The organism is Thermithiobacillus plumbiphilus, assembly GCF_038070005.1.
Taxonomy (GTDB): domain Bacteria; phylum Pseudomonadota; class Gammaproteobacteria; order Acidithiobacillales; family Thermithiobacillaceae; genus JBBPCO01.
This window is the reverse complement of record NZ_JBBPCO010000001.1, coordinates 93,840-110,122: the sequence shown is the minus strand read 5'-3', so window position 1 is coordinate 110,122 and position 16,283 is coordinate 93,840. Positions and strand designations below refer to the sequence as shown.

15 protein-coding genes and 1 pseudogene are annotated in these 16,283 nt (G+C 57.3%); 3 read left to right on the top strand and 13 right to left on the bottom strand.

Annotation, left to right across the window (positions count from 1 at the left end; all coding sequences use genetic code 11):
- Positions 1-87: 87 nt before the first annotated feature.
- The 7 genes from WOB96_RS00560 to minC form a co-directional block, all read right to left on the bottom strand.
- Positions 88-435: an Lpp/OprI family alanine-zipper lipoprotein gene (locus WOB96_RS00560; protein ID WP_341369309.1), complete on the bottom strand. Its 348-nt coding sequence runs from the start codon at positions 433-435 to the stop codon at positions 88-90.
- A 137-nt stretch (positions 436-572) separates the two neighbouring features.
- Positions 573-1,217, bottom strand: coding sequence for a L,D-transpeptidase family protein (locus WOB96_RS00555; RefSeq protein WP_341369308.1), 645 nt, complete (start codon positions 1,215-1,217; stop codon positions 573-575).
- A 109-nt stretch (positions 1,218-1,326) separates the two neighbouring features.
- The gene (locus WOB96_RS00550; protein ID WP_341369307.1) at positions 1,327-2,091 is read right to left on the bottom strand and encodes a PPK2 family polyphosphate kinase; all 765 of its coding nucleotides are present in this window, start codon (positions 2,089-2,091) and stop codon (positions 1,327-1,329) included.
- 111 nt (positions 2,092-2,202) lie between these two features.
- Positions 2,203-3,675, bottom strand: coding sequence for a glycogen synthase GlgA (gene glgA / locus WOB96_RS00545; protein ID WP_341369306.1), 1,473 nt, complete (start codon positions 3,673-3,675; stop codon positions 2,203-2,205).
- Between the two features lie 63 nt (positions 3,676-3,738).
- The gene (gene minE, locus WOB96_RS00540) at positions 3,739-4,023 is read right to left on the bottom strand and encodes a cell division topological specificity factor MinE (RefSeq protein ID WP_341369305.1); all 285 of its coding nucleotides are present in this window, start codon (positions 4,021-4,023) and stop codon (positions 3,739-3,741) included.
- A complete protein-coding gene (minD, locus tag WOB96_RS00535) occupies positions 4,023-4,832 on the bottom strand; it encodes a septum site-determining protein MinD (RefSeq protein ID WP_341369304.1) in 810 nt (269 codons plus the stop codon). The genes minE and minD overlap by 1 nt, the downstream gene beginning before the upstream one ends.
- Before the next feature lie 4 nt (positions 4,833-4,836).
- Entirely contained in the window at positions 4,837-5,541 is a 705-nt protein-coding gene (gene minC, locus WOB96_RS00530) for a septum site-determining protein MinC (protein ID WP_341369303.1), read from the bottom strand.
- Between the two features lie 242 nt (positions 5,542-5,783).
- Here minC and WOB96_RS00525 point away from each other — a divergent pair, with 242 nt between their 5' ends.
- A complete protein-coding gene (locus tag WOB96_RS00525; protein ID WP_341369302.1) occupies positions 5,784-6,392 on the top strand; it encodes a 3-deoxy-D-manno-octulosonic acid transferase in 609 nt (202 codons plus the stop codon).
- Positions 6,393-6,438: 46 nt separating this feature from the next.
- Here WOB96_RS00525 and WOB96_RS00520 read toward each other — a convergent pair whose 3' ends face one another.
- The gene (locus WOB96_RS00520; protein WP_341369301.1) at positions 6,439-7,680 is read right to left on the bottom strand and encodes a hypothetical protein; all 1,242 of its coding nucleotides are present in this window, start codon (positions 7,678-7,680) and stop codon (positions 6,439-6,441) included.
- A 158-nt stretch (positions 7,681-7,838) separates the two neighbouring features.
- On the opposite strand from WOB96_RS00520, the gene WOB96_RS00515 reads away from it, so the two are divergent.
- The gene (locus WOB96_RS00515; RefSeq protein ID WP_341369300.1) at positions 7,839-7,955 is read left to right on the top strand and encodes a DUF2442 domain-containing protein; all 117 of its coding nucleotides are present in this window, start codon (positions 7,839-7,841) and stop codon (positions 7,953-7,955) included.
- A gap of 38 nt (positions 7,956-7,993) precedes the next feature.
- Here the strand turns inward: WOB96_RS00515 and WOB96_RS00510 are convergent, their stop codons facing one another.
- The 3 genes from WOB96_RS00510 to WOB96_RS00500 are packed head-to-tail and all read right to left on the bottom strand — an operon-like array spanning position 7,994 to position 11,381.
- Positions 7,994-10,684 carry a DEAD/DEAH box helicase family protein gene (locus tag WOB96_RS00510; protein ID WP_341369299.1) on the bottom strand — a complete coding sequence of 897 codons (2,691 nt, stop codon included), beginning with the start codon at positions 10,682-10,684 and terminating at the stop codon, positions 7,994-7,996.
- 32 nt (positions 10,685-10,716) lie between these two features.
- The gene (locus WOB96_RS00505; protein ID WP_341369298.1) at positions 10,717-10,902 is read right to left on the bottom strand and encodes a hypothetical protein; all 186 of its coding nucleotides are present in this window, start codon (positions 10,900-10,902) and stop codon (positions 10,717-10,719) included.
- The gene (locus WOB96_RS00500) at positions 10,899-11,381 is read right to left on the bottom strand and encodes an ATPase (RefSeq protein WP_341369297.1); all 483 of its coding nucleotides are present in this window, start codon (positions 11,379-11,381) and stop codon (positions 10,899-10,901) included. The genes WOB96_RS00505 and WOB96_RS00500 overlap by 4 nt, the downstream gene beginning before the upstream one ends.
- Between WOB96_RS00500 and WOB96_RS00495 the strand changes: the two are divergent.
- Positions 11,319-12,121: pseudogene (locus tag WOB96_RS00495) on the top strand (IS5 family transposase). The gene WOB96_RS00500 and the pseudogene WOB96_RS00495 sit on opposite strands and share 63 nt — an antisense overlap.
- A gap of 113 nt (positions 12,122-12,234) precedes the next feature.
- Here WOB96_RS00495 and WOB96_RS00490 read toward each other — a convergent pair.
- Together WOB96_RS00490 and WOB96_RS00485 are read right to left on the bottom strand one after the other, a co-directional pair.
- Complete coding sequence (locus WOB96_RS00490) at positions 12,235-13,959, bottom strand: site-specific DNA-methyltransferase (RefSeq protein WP_341369295.1); 1,725 nt, start codon at positions 13,957-13,959, stop codon at positions 12,235-12,237.
- A gap of 36 nt (positions 13,960-13,995) precedes the next feature.
- On the bottom strand, positions 13,996-16,272 hold the full coding sequence (locus tag WOB96_RS00485; RefSeq protein WP_341369294.1) for an AAA family ATPase: 2,277 nt from the start codon (positions 16,270-16,272) through the stop codon (positions 13,996-13,998).
- Positions 16,273-16,283 lie beyond the last annotated feature (11 nt).

The window sequence follows — 16,283 nt, the reverse complement described above, 5'->3', positions numbered from 1 at the left end:
GGCGCGCGGGCCTTCGGGCCCGCCTGCCGGACCCAAGGCACAAAAAAGCCCCGCAGAATCTGCGGGGCTTTTGCCGTTGTAAGCGGCTTACTTGCGCATGGAGCGGTCGAAGCTGCCTTCGGAACCGCCGCCCATGCTGCCACCCATGTTGCCACCCATCTGGGGCTGCGGCTGGGAAGCCATCTGCTGCTGAATCTGGTTGACCCGGTTCACTGCGTCATTGGCAGTGGTCTGGGCGGTGTTGGCGCGGTTCAGTGCCTCGTTGGCAGTGGACTGGGCGGTGTTGGCGGTCTGGTTGGCCTGCTCCGCCGTGGTCTTGGCGGTATTGGCAGTGGCTTCGACGCGGCGCAGATCACCCGTCGATGCGCATGCGGCCAGTCCCATGGGCAGGAGGATAGCAGACAGTTTCAACCCATTTACCAGCATTTTCCTCATGGTATTTCTCCTTATGTGTTAGCAGCAAGTTGAGTGTAGGCGCACAGCCTTCCTCTTTCCAGCCTTTGATTCTGACATCCGCCAAAGGTCTGAATCAATGAAGATACTGCAAATAGGGTCAATAGCATATCAACCCTTCATCGGATAACGACGGTGGTTCCGATCTCGACCCAGCTGGCAAGTTCCTCGACTTCCTCATTGTCCAGGGCAATGCAGCCATCCGTCCAGTTATAGCGGCGGTGGAGATTGACATCGCGTGGCCCCAGACCATGAATCCCGATCGACCCACCAAGTGCCGTATTCTGCATCGGAGCCATCCCCCTTTCAACCCGCATCATGTTGCGGCCATAGACCTCCCGGTTGATCATGCTGTTCTGGTAGGCACGCGCCAGATCGGCACCATTCGGAAAATCCAGACCGAAGAAGATGTGGAAGCGGCTGTCATCGTTGATCCAGGCGATATGATAGGTACCCAGCGGGGTTTTTCCATCCCCCATTCGACGCAATGGCGCAGCGCCACCACGCCCTATCGCCACATAGCCAAACCGTTTGAGCAGTGCCCTGTCTCGGCGTATCTCCAGAATCTGCTGACGGGTATCGATCAGGATCCAGGGCTTGCCATGGGCATCCGCAGGTACCTGCAGGTCCGGCCAGGGCAAGGGTTTGGCCGGCTCGACCGGCGGCAGCGTCACGGGCGCGACCTTTTGCACCATCGGCGTTTGCACCTGGGGAGTGGTCTCTGCATGCAAGGCAGTGGCGCTCATCAACAGCAGCAGGATCATCCCGAAAATATTATGAAGGAAAGCGGTATTCATGTGATCCATCGAGTCCCTTGAAAAAATGATTCATACCCATGCAGGCCGCGATCCGGACCAGCGTCATGGCGCTCACTCAGGGTACCGGGGCATCCGGCCAGCGCAGGTCGAGACTTTCCAGGGCCAGCGCCAGCTGACGGGCGATCACGCAGTTTCGGTACCACTTGCGGTCGGCCGGCACGATGATCCACGGCGCATCCGCGGTGTGCGTGGCCTGCAGGGCTTCATTATACGCCAGTTGATATTTGTCCCAGTGCGGCCTTTCGGACAGATCGGACGCGGAAAGTTTCCACATCTTTTCCGGATTGCGTATCCGGGCGGCCAGCCGCTCGCCCTGCTCCTCGCGGGATATGTGCAAGAAGAATTTCAGCAGCACGATCCGGTTCTGCACCAGGTAGGATTCAAAGTTGCGGATCTGCTCGAGTCGCTGATTACGCTCGGCCTCATCGATCTGCCCGTGCACATAGGTAATCACCACGTCCTCATAATGCGAACGGTTGAAGACACCGATGCTGCCACGGGGCGGCACGTTCCGATGAACGCGCCACAGGTAGTCATGAGCGCGTTCCTCATCGTTGGGCGTCTTGAAGGAAAAGACGCGGGTGCCCACGGGATTCAGGCCAGAAAGCACGTGACGCAGGGTGCCGTCCTTGCCCGAGGTGTCCATGCCCTGCAGGATGACCAGCACAGCGTAACGTCGGTCGGCATACAGCAGTTCGTGCAGATGCAGCAAGCGGCTGCGAAAGTCGGTAAGACAGTCCTGGGCCTCGGCCTTGTCCATATCCCCGGTAAATGCGGGGTCGATCTGGTCAAGACGTGGCAGAATCTCCGGCTTATCCATGCAGCACCATCTCCTCTGCTACAACGCATCAAGGCTCGCGTGCCTGGGCTTGGTTCAGACCTCCAAGAAATAGCCGGTTTTCGCTGAAATGCACAGCGTCTTTGGGCCTGCCTAGAAGCGGATGATCTGGCTATAGAGATGCGCGTACTGCTGGGCCGCGCGATCCCAGCTGAAATCCTGGGTCATCCCGCGCTGTTGCAACTGACGCCAGAGATCGGGTTTCGAGTAAGTCGAAACGGCGTGCGAAAAGGCCTCCAGCAGAGCGACGCTACTTGCATCCTCAAAAACGAAACCATTGGCGGTCCCATCAGCCAGGGCCACGGGACTGGCGTCGATCACGGTATCGGCCAGCCCGCCAGTACGCCGGACCAGCGGCAATGTGCCGTAGGCAAGGCTGTACATCTGGTTCAGGCCGCAGGGCTCGAACCGCGAGGGCATGAGAAAGAGGTCCAGCCCCGCTTCGATCCGGTGTGCCAGGCCCTCATCGTAGCCCAGCCTGACCGCAACCTGCTCCGGGTACTCCTGAGCCAGGGCCTGGAAACGACTTTCAAGCTCGCGGTCACCACTGCCCAGCAGCACGAACTGTCCACCGGATTCGCGCAGCATGGCAGGCAGGGCATCGGCAACGAGATCCATCCCCTTTTGCGTGACCAGCCGGCCCACTGATCCGAACAGCAGGCGATTCGCATCGACGGGCAGCCCCATTTCCTGCTGCAGGGCCGCCTTGCAGGTCTGCTTGCCAGCCAGGTCAGCCGCGCTGTAAGTGGCCGGCAGATTGGAATCCTGCGCCGGATTCCAGTATTCGGCGTCGATGCCGTTGAGAATGCCGGAAAGCACGCCTGATCGGGCCTGCAGCAGACCTTCCAGTCCCATGCCATAGGCCTTGGTCTGAATTTCGCGGGCATAAGTCGGGCTCACGGTCGTGATCCGGTCGGCGTAGAGCAGTGCGGTTTTCATGAAGGAGAACTGACCGTAGTACTCCGTGCCCAGCGGGTGGAAATCCGCTGGCGGCAGGCCCAGTTTTGCCACGCTAGAGGGCGGGAAGATGCCCTGATAGGCCAGGTTGTGCACGGTGAACAGTGTCGCCGGGCGACTCGCGCCCACACGCGCTTCGAGCTCCAGCAGATAAGGCAGCAATCCGCTCTGCCAGTCATTGGCATGCACCACCTGCGGCCGCCAGTCAAGCTCGCTGACCCGCGCCTGTGCTATCTCCTGACCAATCCGGGAGAGCAGCGCAAAACGCAGGTCATTGTCGGACCAGTCCTTGCCGAAAGGGTCCTGGTAGATATTGCCGTAACGCAGGTAATAGGGGGGATAGTTGAGCAGGTAGATCGGCACGCCATGCCTTGGATCGACGTACAGGCGCAGTTCCACCGGTTCCGAGAAGCCCGGCATCGGCAGAGCTGCCACCAGGTCTCCGGTACCGATCCCGGCCTGCAGCACCGAACCATAAAAAGGCGTGAGCACGCGAACGTCATGCCCAAGCCGCCGCAGCGCTGCCGGCAGTGAGAAGGACACATCGCCCAGGCCACCCGTCTTTGACAGGGGCATCATTTCAGAGCTGACAAAGAGAACGCGCAGCATAGCTGGTCCTTTTTCGGTTAGCGCAGGCTACCGGGCGCTGACTGATGCATCATGCCACCGGGATCAGCGACCGGACCGGGCCTTCTCTTCCGCGGCGGCATTCAGGGAAACATTCAGCTCGAAGATCTCCACGGACCCCTGGCGTGCCAGATTGATATTCACGTCATCCTTGCTGATGGGCAGATAGCGCGTCACGACCTCCAGGATTTCCTGCTGCATGCGCGGGATGAAGTCGGCGTCGATGGCACGATCCCCCACCCCGCGCTCATGCGCCAGGATGATCTGCAGGCGCTCCTTGGCCACCGTGGCCGTCTTTGGCTTCTGGAAAATGAAATCGAGGATACCCATCACTTACCCCACTTGAAGAGTCGGGAAAAGAAACCGCCCTCGACGTTCATGAAACGCAAGGGAACGTCTTCGCCGAGATAACGCCCGACGATGTCCTTGTAGGCCTCGCCGGCCTGGCTCTTGCTCTGCACCACCGGTTCGCCGGAATTGGAGGCCTGTAGCACGTCCGAGGATTCGGGGATGACACCCAGCAGCTTGATGCGCAGGGTATCGATGATATCGTCCGCCGACAGCATCTCCCCTTCGGCCACCCGCTTGGGCTGATAACGGGTCACCAGCAGGTATTCCTTGATTGGCGGCTCGCCCATCTGCGCCCGCCGCGACTTTGCCGTCAGCAGCCCGATCATGCGGTCGGCATCGCGCACGGAGGAAACTTCCGGATTGACGACCACGAAGGCGTCATCGGCATAGTACATGGCGTGCATGGCACCCTGCTCGATGCCGGCGGGAGAATCGCAGACGATGTAGCTGAACTCTTCGGCCAGTTCGGCAATGATGCGCCCTACACCATCGAGGGTCAGCACATCCTTGTTCTTGGTCTGCGAGGCCGGCAGGATGGCCAGATTCTTCTCGCGCTTGTCGCGGATCAGGGCCTGGCTCAGACGCGCCTCGCCCTGCAGGACGTTCACCAGGTCATAGACCACCCGGCGCTCGCAACCGAGCACCAGATCGAGATTCCGCAAACCGATGTCAAAGTCCACCACGCAGGTCGGATGCCCCCGCCGCGCCAGTTCAAAGGCTATGTTAGCACTGGTGGTCGTCTTGCCGACGCCACCCTTTCCCGATGTCACAACAATCACTCTTGCCATACTGTCAATACCCCAAAGGTTCGAATACAAGATCTTCCGACTGCAAGCGGATACTCACGCTCTTGCCCTCATGCTGCCCCACCAGCGGGTGGTCGGAAAGCATGAAGTTGCCGGCAATGGAAATCAGCTGCGGCAACGCGAGTTGGGTCGCGAAAATGCGTGCCCCGGCATCGCCGACAGCTCCGGCCAGGGCACGCCCTGCGAGACGGCCATATACAAAGATGTTGCCATCGGCGAGCACTTCGGCGCCGATGTTCACGCCCTGCAAAGCAACCAGATCCCGGCCCCGGGCATAAACCTGCTGGCCAGAGCGTACTGGCTGTTCGAGCACAAGCGCGCCCTGGACCGGCACTGGCGCTGCCGCCTGCGGCTCGGGCGCCACTTCCGGCTCGGCCTGGCGGGCGGCATGCAGCAGGGTGATGCCCTGGGCCCGAGCCCGCGCCGCCAGCGTTTCCGGGGCATTACGCAAGCCAATGATGTGCAGGCCCTCGGCCTCGATGAACTGCAGGAGGGTCGCAAAGCTCTGGGCATTGACACTCTGCCATTCGCCAAGATCCAGTACCAGACTGGCGCTACGCAGGAAGTCCCCGGCCATGGCCAGCTTTTCGCGCAGGGCGTCGCGCAGGGCGGCCATGTCGGCGGAGACAGGGAAAATCACAGGAAACAGGAAACGGTCTGCCTTGATGCGCAGGGGAGCTGCTGAAGACATGAAAATCCTTTTGACGATATCCTGACGGGCATCAGGCCCTCAGGACACAGGAACACCCTGGCACGGGTTCGCCTCAAGCGAGCCGAGCTGCCAGGAGTCATGGTGAAACACTGCACAAAATATAGCGGATTTCCGCCAGGGGGCAAGGTCCCGCCAGCAGTTGAAGCTGTACCCGTGTTATCCTAATGTACCTGCTTGCCGCTGGCATGAAAAGAAATCTATCAATTTTTTGACGGGGATCTATGGACCAAGCTCAGGAACAACGACTTGAGGGCCTCTGCAGCCGATTCAAGGAGCAACGAGATGCCAGGCGCTGGATCGGCTACTTTGCCAACCTGCACGAGGGGGAGGATGCCCTTGCCTATCGACTTTTCGGCGCGCTGATGCGCGTCAAGATGGGGCTGATGATCATCGCGCCTGACCGGGAGGAGCGGTTTGAACCCGTCTATCGTGACAGTCTGAAATACCATCTGCAGACCATCCGTCATGGACGGCTGGCAACCAGCTTTGCGCCCCTGAAAACCCGGGTCTATTTCATAGAGACGCCGGGCATGATTGAAGCTTTCTACCCCTGCGCGAACTTCTGCATTCCGGGTGGGACGCTGGCAGGCGGCGAAGTGGATCTCGTCTCGCCCATCGAGGCCAACTGCCCGCTGATACTTGGGCCGGCCATGCCGGAGAGCGCATTCAAGCGGGGCCTGCTGGAAGCCGGTGGTGCCGTGGCCGCCAACACGCTGGAGGAAGTGGTGGAGCTTGCGAGACCCTGGATCACCGATCCCGAAGACGCCAGAGCGCATGCCCGGCGCGCGGCGGAATGGCTGGCGAAGAACCCGCAACTGGCAGGCCGCTAAACCAGACAGCCCCCTTTCGGGGGCTGCTCATTTCCAGTCTCAGCGCTTACTTCTTCTGCATCTTCAGGTCGTTATAGAAGAAGCGGATCAGGAAACGCAGCACGTACTGGGTATCCTTGGAAAAGATCATCCGCATCAGGCCCATGAAGCCACCGGTCTTGTTCTCGATGCCCTTCATTTCATCCTGGGCCTGGGCCAGGGCGTTCATGGCGATGCCTACCTGCGGCTGATAGCGCGTGGCCAGCACCATGCCTTCATCGATCCAACGCTGCAGTTCGGCATCTGAAGGCATATAGGGCTGGATCGCGGTGATGGCGGTATTGGCGCGCTTGAGCAGACCGCTACGGTGCACGGCGCCGGCGATGTTGATCAGATCCGGCAGCATTTCGTCCAGATGGGCGGCACGCACCCCGGCCAGCATGCGGCGGACTCGCTCGGCCAGATCCGGGGCATCGCCAATCAGCAGGGTCTGGCCGTCCTGGGCAATCGCGAGCCACTCGGCAGAGGCGGTCTTGACCTGTTCCATGACAGTCGCGACGTCCAGGCTCTGCATGGCTTCCGGCGCCATGTCCTTGAGCGTGCCGAGCACGATGCCGAGCTGGGCGCTCCAGTAGTCTGCCTGATCCAGCAAGCCATTCATGCGGCCGGCCATGTCCTCGGCATCGCCCTGGGCCAGGGCCTTCACGCGCATGGCAATCTTGAGCCACTGGTCAGCAGCTTCCTGCAGCTCATCCACCTTATCGGGCAGGTTCAGGGCCACGACCTGATCCCCCACGACCGTGATCAACTGCTTGACGGTGTCGATCCAGTAAGGCGCCTGCGCCTGCAGCGCGCCGACCTTGTCGACCAGGGCCTGGAGTGACTCGCCCTGGGGCAGGCCGGCGCTTGCGCGCAACAGCACCTGTACCCGGCTGAGCATGCCGCTTTCGTGCAGGGCGCTCAGGGTATCGAGCAGTTCGGGCATTACGACATCGAGCTGGGCGCGCTTGAGTGAACGCAGCATTTCCTGCACGCGCTCATTGGCATGCGCGGCGTCATCGATGTGCAGCAGGTCCAGGGCTTCCTGGGCGGTTTCCCGCAGCGCCAGCAGCTTGGGCCGGAAGGCGGCAATGACCTTGTCCTCGTCCACCGCCTCGGGCAACTCGGTCAAAACGTCCTTGGCAAGCGTGAGCAGGCTATCGATATGAAAAGCCCATTCACTTACCTTGGCCAGCCCTTCCCACTGCTTGGGGCTTAGCGCATCCGTCGAAGAGTTCTGTCCATTGATGCTGACGATCGAATTGCCCATACCGAGTCATCACTCCGCTAGTTGGCCATAAAATAATTAAATGGCAAGATAACCAAATACTTAGATTGTATTGCCGAATGTTTCTTTTTAACATAAGCCCGGCTTTTTTCCTACTACGGGGCTTATGTCTTGAACAAGGCCGTGAACTTCCGTGGGGCGTGATCAGTGGCCGCGGGACCGGACTACACTGGGATGAACTGGACGAGGACATCAGCGTCGAGCACCTGCTCATGGGGATCGGCGACCGCACCCGCAGGGGACGTTCTGCGGCCTGATAGAGCATTTCATGTTGCCCTACTAATCCGGCCCCCGCCTAGGCTGGCGCCTCGAAGCGCAAATAGTCGGACAAGCGCTTCGACTCGCTGATCTCATCATGCGGCAGCAACAGATACTTCCAGGGCTTGCCACCGACCTCTGCCGTATACCTGGATGCCCGGCTACACCAGAGAGCTGCGGCAGCCGCCTTCGCCTGCACTTCCTGGGTATCGGTGTCGTTTCGCGCCTTGGTCTCCACCATCAGAATGCCTGAGTCCGTTTCGGCAACGAAATCCGGGATGTACTCCGGCTGACCGGTACCCAGCTTGTAGTAGATCTGGAACTGGCCCTTGGCGGGCTTGAACCACTTCACCGCATCCCGCTCCAGGATGATGGCGAAACGTCGCTCGGTATCCGAATCGAACTTCTGCAGCGGATACAGGCAGCGCGCGAAGCCGCCGAACAGCATCTGCTTGATGCGGCTCGTCTCAGTCACCGTCTCCCGGAAGTGGTGGGCCGTCTGGCCCGCAGTGGCCGTGTAGTTGCAGGACTTGAGTTCGGTAAAGCCGCGACTGACTTGCACCTCATAGTCCGTGGATTTTTCCCAGAAGTGCTCCATCATTCCCGCATGGATCAGGCGGGCCAGCTCCCCGCCGAAGGTATCCAGGATTTCATGCAGATCACTTTCCGAGTAGCTCTGGGACTGGTAATGCTCGACCGCCTGAGCAGCCAGATCATAAAGAAGCTCTGCCTGGGTGAAGTAATCGACGTCGTCAAAATCGATCAGTTTTTTGACGATGTAATCTTCCAGCCGCTGCTCCCGCACGCCACTTTCCCGGCTCAACATGAACTGCCGGTTGGTACGCAACTCCTGACCAAGAATTTCTCGCTGGCCCGGCTGAAAATTGGGCAGCATGCCCAATTTGAACGGATGGAAACCCGTCGTGACCTCGCCCGTGGGCACTACCGCGATGCGCGGGATGTCGATGGTCTGCTGCACCAGGACCTCGGTGGTCTTGGCCACCACGTCGGAAAGGTCCAGCGCAGGCGCCAACTCATCCGTATCCGCCAGTAAGCTATCCTGCATCGGTTTCAGCCGTGCGGCCACTTCCGCCACGATCTCCTGCCGCACTTCCGGTTTCAGCAGTGCGCTGCTTGTTGGCGCCAGATCGCGCCTGAGCTCGTATGTGCCGATAACATCCATGACCACACGCGCCGCCTGCTTCTCCGCCTCGGTGGTGAACACCGGCGCTTGCACGACGATGGCAGCCGACCCGTTGCCCGCACCTGATGCACCCGTCTGCATAACTGGCATGTCCGTCAAGCCGAGACGAGCCGCGGCCCCCGATTCAACCTGCACGCTGACTTTTTTGTCGTCACCACTTGGGGCATCGAGGATCACCTGCTGGAGGCGAATCGGCGAGTCGGCCCGGTTCGCTTCATCGATGATTTCCTGAAACTTATCATGCGCAACAATATTCAGCCGGTCCACCGTCGCCACGCCGGTGCGCTTGCCATAAGGCAGACGCAGGCCGCGACCGATGCTTTGCTCGATCAGCGTGCGCGCATTGGCGGCGCGTAGCGGCACGATGGTGTAGAGGTTGGTCACATCCCAGCCTTCCTTGAGCATGTTGACGTGAATCACGATCTCGGTCGGCTCATCCACGCTCTCCACCGCGAGCAGACGCGTGATCATCGCCTCTTCTTCCGCACCCGTGCGGCTCGAATCCACCTGGATCACCTTGCCCTGATAGCGACTCTCAAAAAAGGCCTGTGACTCCAGAAGCGCCAGAAGCTGCCCTGCATGGGTGGTATCCCGGGCGATCACCAGCATGAAGGGCTTGACCTCTTTCACGCCATTTTCGCGGGCGTAGGTCAGCAGCTCGACCTTGGTGGTTTCATGCAGGCGCACGCCGTCTTCGAGCTTGATCTTCTCGACCTCCTGCGGCGTATGCGCCCTGGCGTCGAAGTTGCGCTGGGTGACGACGGCAGGCTCCTTGACAAAGCCGTCCGCCATGGCCTGCGCCAATGGATAATCCATCACCACATTCCTGAACGGCACGGGCCCACGAGACGATTCCACGAACGGCGTCGCTGTGAGTTCCAGCCCGAACAACGGCTTGAGATCGTTGATCGCCCGCATCCCCGCCTGGGCGCGGTAGCGGTGCGACTCATCCATCAGCAGGACCAGGTCTGGCAGATTCGCCAAATGGTTGAAGTAGCTGTCGCCCAGCACCTCGCGCATGCGCTTGATGCGTGGCTCCTTGCCACCGCGCACCTCGGAGTTGATCTTCGAGATGTTGAAGATGTTGATGCGCACCTCGCCGAACAGTTCGCCGACACCGATGTTCTGCTGGTCGTAATTGTCGCCGGTGATGACTCTCGGCGCGTTGATGGCGAACTCGCCAATACCCTTGAAGACATATTTAGGTGTATTGGGCGTGAAGTCTGTGATCAGCTTGTTATAAATAGTGAGATTCGGCGCCAGCACGAAAAAATTGTTGATGCCACGCGCCAGGTGCAGGTAGGAGACAAAGGCCCCCATCAGGCGCGTCTTGCCCACGCCCGTGGCCAGGGCAAAGCACAGCGAAGGAAAATCGCGCTCGAAATCTTCCAGCGTGCTGAATTCAGCTTTCAGCGTGGAAAGGATGGCCGGGACATCCCGATCGAGCCGGAGCATTTCCGGCGCGGCGCCGAGCGCGCGCACAAGCCGTGCGAGGGATTCCAACTGCGGCGGGCGCAGAGACAAGCGGCCAGATACATGGTTCTGAACGCGGATTGTCATGCTTTGTGCTCGATGCGCAACTGCTCAGCCGAAACACGCACGAGTTTGTCATCCTTCATGATCACGATGCCGGTATCGGTTTGCACGGCAATCTTGCGCGCCATTGCAGCCGCCCTTTTTATCGCCTGGATCGAAGCCACTAGTTCTGGGTCTTTGGCCTTGGACAACTCTTCCCGCGTCATTCGTTTTCTCCCCATTCCACCATGGCCGGCTCATCCCCGGCATTGTCGTACAGCACCCAGGCATCAACAATGACACGATAATGCTGCTCGAAATTGCGTAAGCCCGCGGCAAAGCGACGTCGGATCGTCCGCTCTGGAATGTCATGCCCGCCCTGTTTCACCCGCTCCGCCACGCGAGCGATGGCAAGCTCTGCGGATGGCAATGACAGAAAGAACAGGATGATATGATAACCCTGCTTTCGCCATTGCTCGATATGGCGTACATAGGCCAGACCCGCCAAGGTGGTTTCAAAGGAAAAATTCTCCTCCCTTGCCACGCATTCATCGATTTCCTTCAGCATCAGCCGCCCAGCTTTGACGGCAGCGGCTTCAGGCGCAAAGGGAGAGAGGCCGGCAGCGATTAAGAGGAGTGTGTCATGGCCAAGCCCCTGCTGGATGATGCATTGTGGTCGAAGATCGAGCCCTTGCTGCCGCCCCATCCGCCGCGCCTGAAAGGGGGACGGCCCCGGCTGCCGGATCGCGCCGCATTGACCGGCATCCTGTTCGTACTGCGCACCGGCATTCCTTGGGAGTATCTCCCCAAGGAGATGGGCTGCGGCTCGGGCATGACCTGCTGGCGCAGGCTGCGCGACTGGCAGGCGGCCGGGGTCTGGCAACAGTTGCATCAGGTCATGCTGGTCCACTTGCAGTCCTATGCCCAGATCGACTGGACACGTGTCTCGGTGGATGGCGCCAGCATCCCTGCCCCCCGGGGGGCGCGGAAACCGGCCCGAATCCGACCGACCGGGGCAAACTGGGCTGCAAGCACCACCTCGCCGTCGACAGCCGGGGCCTGCCGCTCGCGGTAATACTCTCGGGCGCCAACCGGCACGATTCCAAATGCTTCATCCCGGTACTCGAAGCCATTCCCCCCATCCGCGGCCTGCCGGGTCATCCTCGCCGGAGACCCGAGAAGGTGCATGCCGACAAGGGCTATGATTTCCCCTATCTGCGCCAGTATCTGCAACGCCGAGGGATTCGCCCCCGCATTGCCCGCCGGGGCATCGAATCCCGTGAACGCCTGGGCAGATACCGCTGGGTTGTCGAGCGCACCTTTTCCTGGTTGCACCGCATGCGCCGTCTTCGTATCCGCTACGAGCGCCGCGCCGACATCCACCAGGCTTTCCTTCAACTCGGCTGTGCCCTCATCGCCTGGAACTTCATCCAAAGGTTTTGTTAGAGGCACTAAATCCGCATTGATGAAACGTGGACACTGCGCTTCCGCGGGCAGGAACGAGCGGGCAAAGGTTGTCTTCCCCGCGCCATTGGGTCCGGCGATGATAATGATCTTCTTCACGTATCATCCTCGCCAAACAAGCCGCCCTGACCAGAAATCACTTTCCGGACTTTCGAGGTCCTGGCAGCAGGCTCCGGCTCTTCAAGCTGGGCCATCGGCAAGTTCGCCACATTGAGGCTGTAGTCGTCATGCCCCCATTCGCAACGAGCCAGCACCATCTTAGGGATCTTCTTCAAGGTCAGGTTCGGCCAGCGTTCCGAGGCCTGGGCAGCCGAGACACCGTGGAATGCAGCACAACATACCAGGAGGCTCTGCTCGCTGCCCACTTCATCGGACAATGCCTGCAAAGCTTCGGCGGACAGGTTTTGCGTGGTGACGAACAGAAAATCGCGCTCGCTGGAATGGCCGTGCTGCCACCAGCGCGTTTCCGATGGCGCATAGCTGAAGCCTTCCAGCTTGCACAGCGCTTCGGCAAGTTGCGCGGGGTTGTACTCCGGGTTGATGACCGGGTTGCCCCAGCGGTCGTTGATGATCAGGGAAGGCGCAAGTTTGAAGTAGCGAAAACCACCGCCGCCCCGCCAGTTCACCGCCTCGCTGATGCCGCCCTTATCCTCGCCGTCAATAACCTTCTTCAGGCGTGGAATGATGTGGGTGTGGCAGTGCTCGCCCAGTTCGACCATGATCCAGCGGCGGCCCATCTTGTGAGCGACGGCACCGGTGGTGCCTGAGCCGGCGAAGGAATCGAGAACGAGGTCGCCGGGGTTGGTGGCGATCTGAATAATGCGCTTCATCAAGCCCTCAGGCTTTGGAGTCTCAAAAGACGCTTTCTCGCCGAAAAGAAGTTCAATTTCACGCGCCGCATGCTGATTCAGTCCGACGTCATCCCATATCGTTGGCGCCGACATTCCCGGCTTCGCCTCTGATTTAAATAGCTTGCGCATGGGAGTAGTAGCCTTGCCATCTTTTCCCCAGAAGAAACGGCGATCAGCGACCATCGCAAGCATTTCCTCCTTTCTATAGACCCAGCATCTGCCTTTGCGGGGATACACGTCTTTCCCAGTAAATGGATTGGTTACCGGATAAATCAGGCTTTCGACAAAGCGGCCACCCTTCGCATTTCCAGTCGAATCAACTTTGCGAAATGGTCCTCGCTCATCATACCCAAAAGGTTCTTGGTATAGCTGATATTGAGAGTCCGCCTTCTCCGTTCGCTCCATCAAATTGAATGCTTCCTCGGCGAGAGTTTTCTTGGCAGACCCAATTCGGGTTTTCGCGTAGACCAGAACATGATCGTAGGTCGAACCAATTTTGCGGTCATTGGGCGCGCCGTCTCTACGTTTCCAAGCAATATCAGCGATGAAACATGCCCGCCCAAAAACCTCATCGCACAATACCTTCAAATAGTGCGCCTCGTTGTCGTCGATGGTGATCCACAGCGATCCATCCTCCGACAGCAAGCGCCGAATGATCTCCAGCCGGTCGCGCATCAGCCTCAGCCAGATCGAGTGCTCCAGCCCGTCGTCGTAATGAGTGAATGCACTACCGGTATTGTAGGGCGGGTCGATGAACACGCACTTCACCTTGCCGGTGAATTCCTGCTCCAAGGCCTTGAGCGCCAGCAGGTTATCCCCGAAGATCAGCCTGTTATCGAAGATGTCATTCTCTGTCACTCGACTCTTAGCGTGGTACGACTTCTTAGGGCCTTCGAGCAGGATGCGCGGCTCCAACTTGGGCCGCTTCTCCTTCCCGACCCAGGTGAGTTCAAGTTTCTGTCTTGTCATTCTTTTGCTTCCAGCTTGCTCTATGACTTCCGCCGATCATGGGGTGCCCTTGTGAACAACAGACAATGCGCGACTCACATAGGTCTTCAATTCGGATGCTGTAATAGCTACCGTGTCCGCGCCATCATGATGAAACTGACCGGCGTAGTCGTTTATTTCATTCAACTCATCCACCAGATTCTTTGCATAGAACAGCGGACTCAGATGAGTGGATTTACTAATAAGTGATATTATTTGCCCAAACATATGATCTTTAGGGAGAATCCCAGGGAATCTACGATGCAGGTAACCCTCAAGCATTGGGCGAATTGAAGTAGCCACCAATTTTAAATCCAAGGCAGACCCACTAGAAAACTCACTTAGCAATCTGTGATTTTTCAGATACCTAGACTCGCACTCTTTCTCGATATCATGCAAAGCAATGTTTGTATAGTTGCTTTGGGTATGTTGGAGACTCAATAGTGTAATGGAAACATTTTTATCTTTCTTCCTAAGCATATCACGAAGATCGCGGAGGAAGTAGGGATCATGCGCAAGGACTATCAGCTGCAAAGCCTTTGAGTGAAGTCTCTTCAAAACAGTTCTAGTATATTGTCTTCGATTCAAATCTAGGCTACACATAGGATCATCAATAACTACTATTTTCTTTCCTAGATCTGGATCATCAACCAAGCTAGCAATAAAAAACGCAAAAGCCAAGGTCCTCTTGTCACCTTCGCTAAGAGCCGTTGCAAAATGTGGCAATGATCCATCCAAAGCCACGCTCTTCCCTCTAAGCTCTAAACCGTATTCACTGCGGGGTGCATGCCCTCTAAAATTCGCACCCATATCTTTAATTGTAAACTTTGCGCCGAATTTATTAAGCAGATCATTAATTTTGTCCTGATATCTTTTGAGGATATCCATCATTAGACCATTGAGACAGTCTCTCGCTTCTTTTTTATCCTTTTCTGCCTTCTTGTAAGCATCCTCAGCTTCTGATAACTGTTCTAGGAGCGCAATAGCTGCAGGGCCATACCGCACCTTTGTAACCTCCAAGTGTTGCAAGTTCTTTCGAAGTTCGCTTACATTTTCAACATTAAGCTGTGTCTTGTAACTTTCAATGCACTTTATTGAAGAGACTATTGACGAATTAGCAGATCGAATGCAGCCGATAAATCTATCTAAGAGTTTTTCAGCTTTTTCTTTATCTTGTTTGCGGCCTACCGAAACAAGAGGGGCAGCCAACTTTATACTAACCAAGCTATGCAGAAACTCCCGTAGCTCAGATAAATCACATGATGCGGAATCGGCATCATACAAGATTGGATCTGACTGAACATAGTCAGACCAAGCGCCTGCTGTTGTAGAGGCCAATACGAAGTTATTGGCAACACCATCCAAAATGCTATCTCCGCTCTTTATGATAGTGCATGTTTCAAGGGCTGCAACTTTTTTCTTTAGTTCAGCATAGGCAGCATTAAAATGTGTCCGATATGCTTGAATGAGATCATTAGTTGAAACATCTTGATTGCAGTATGGGCAATGTGTCCCGGTTTCAAAATATCCACCCTGACTAAGCCAGGTTTCTGCCCCACTTCCACTCAACCTAGCTACATGCTGTTTTACTACCTGCTCAGCATTTTCATGTACATCTTCTACAGACAACATCAAAGTAGAAAATATATTTTCAAGATCTAATCTTGGCTCAACAACAGTTTGTGGGATAGGCCGAGACGTCAAAGCAGCAACATTATTGGCACCGGCGATCTTTTTTTGGACTTCATCAATTTTCAGCTCAACATCGTTGATAAAACTTAACCCTTTAAACTCCGCGAGAGTCAGTCCTTGTTGCAGTTCCGAAAGACGTACCTTTATATTTTTTATATTCTCTAATTCATTGCCAGCTTGGTTAGTGGTATCTTCAACGCCCTTCCGAGCCGCAACAGCTGCCTCCCCTAGAGCGAATTCCAGTAGATTTTTTCGGTGGTCTGTATTGACAAAGCCGCCGGAATGCACATTCGTTTCTACGAAATCAGCATCAAATACCAGCAACTCACCTCTCCTCTCAGACCATTTCCCATCCTCAAACTTTACCTTATGCCCGCTCCCGAATTGTAAGTCTATCTTAATAGGGTTGATTCCGTCGATCGTCTTCCTAGTGACCAGGAGACGTTCGTCATTCGTCGACAGTGATCGGAATATTGTTGCCAAAGTTGACTTTCCGCGACCATTATCTGCATATATGAATGTCGCTTTATTGCATTTCCACTGCTTTCCACTTGCATCATGCAACAAGCCGACCCCTTGGATTTCATTTATCCTTTCAAGCATACCCCCTCCTT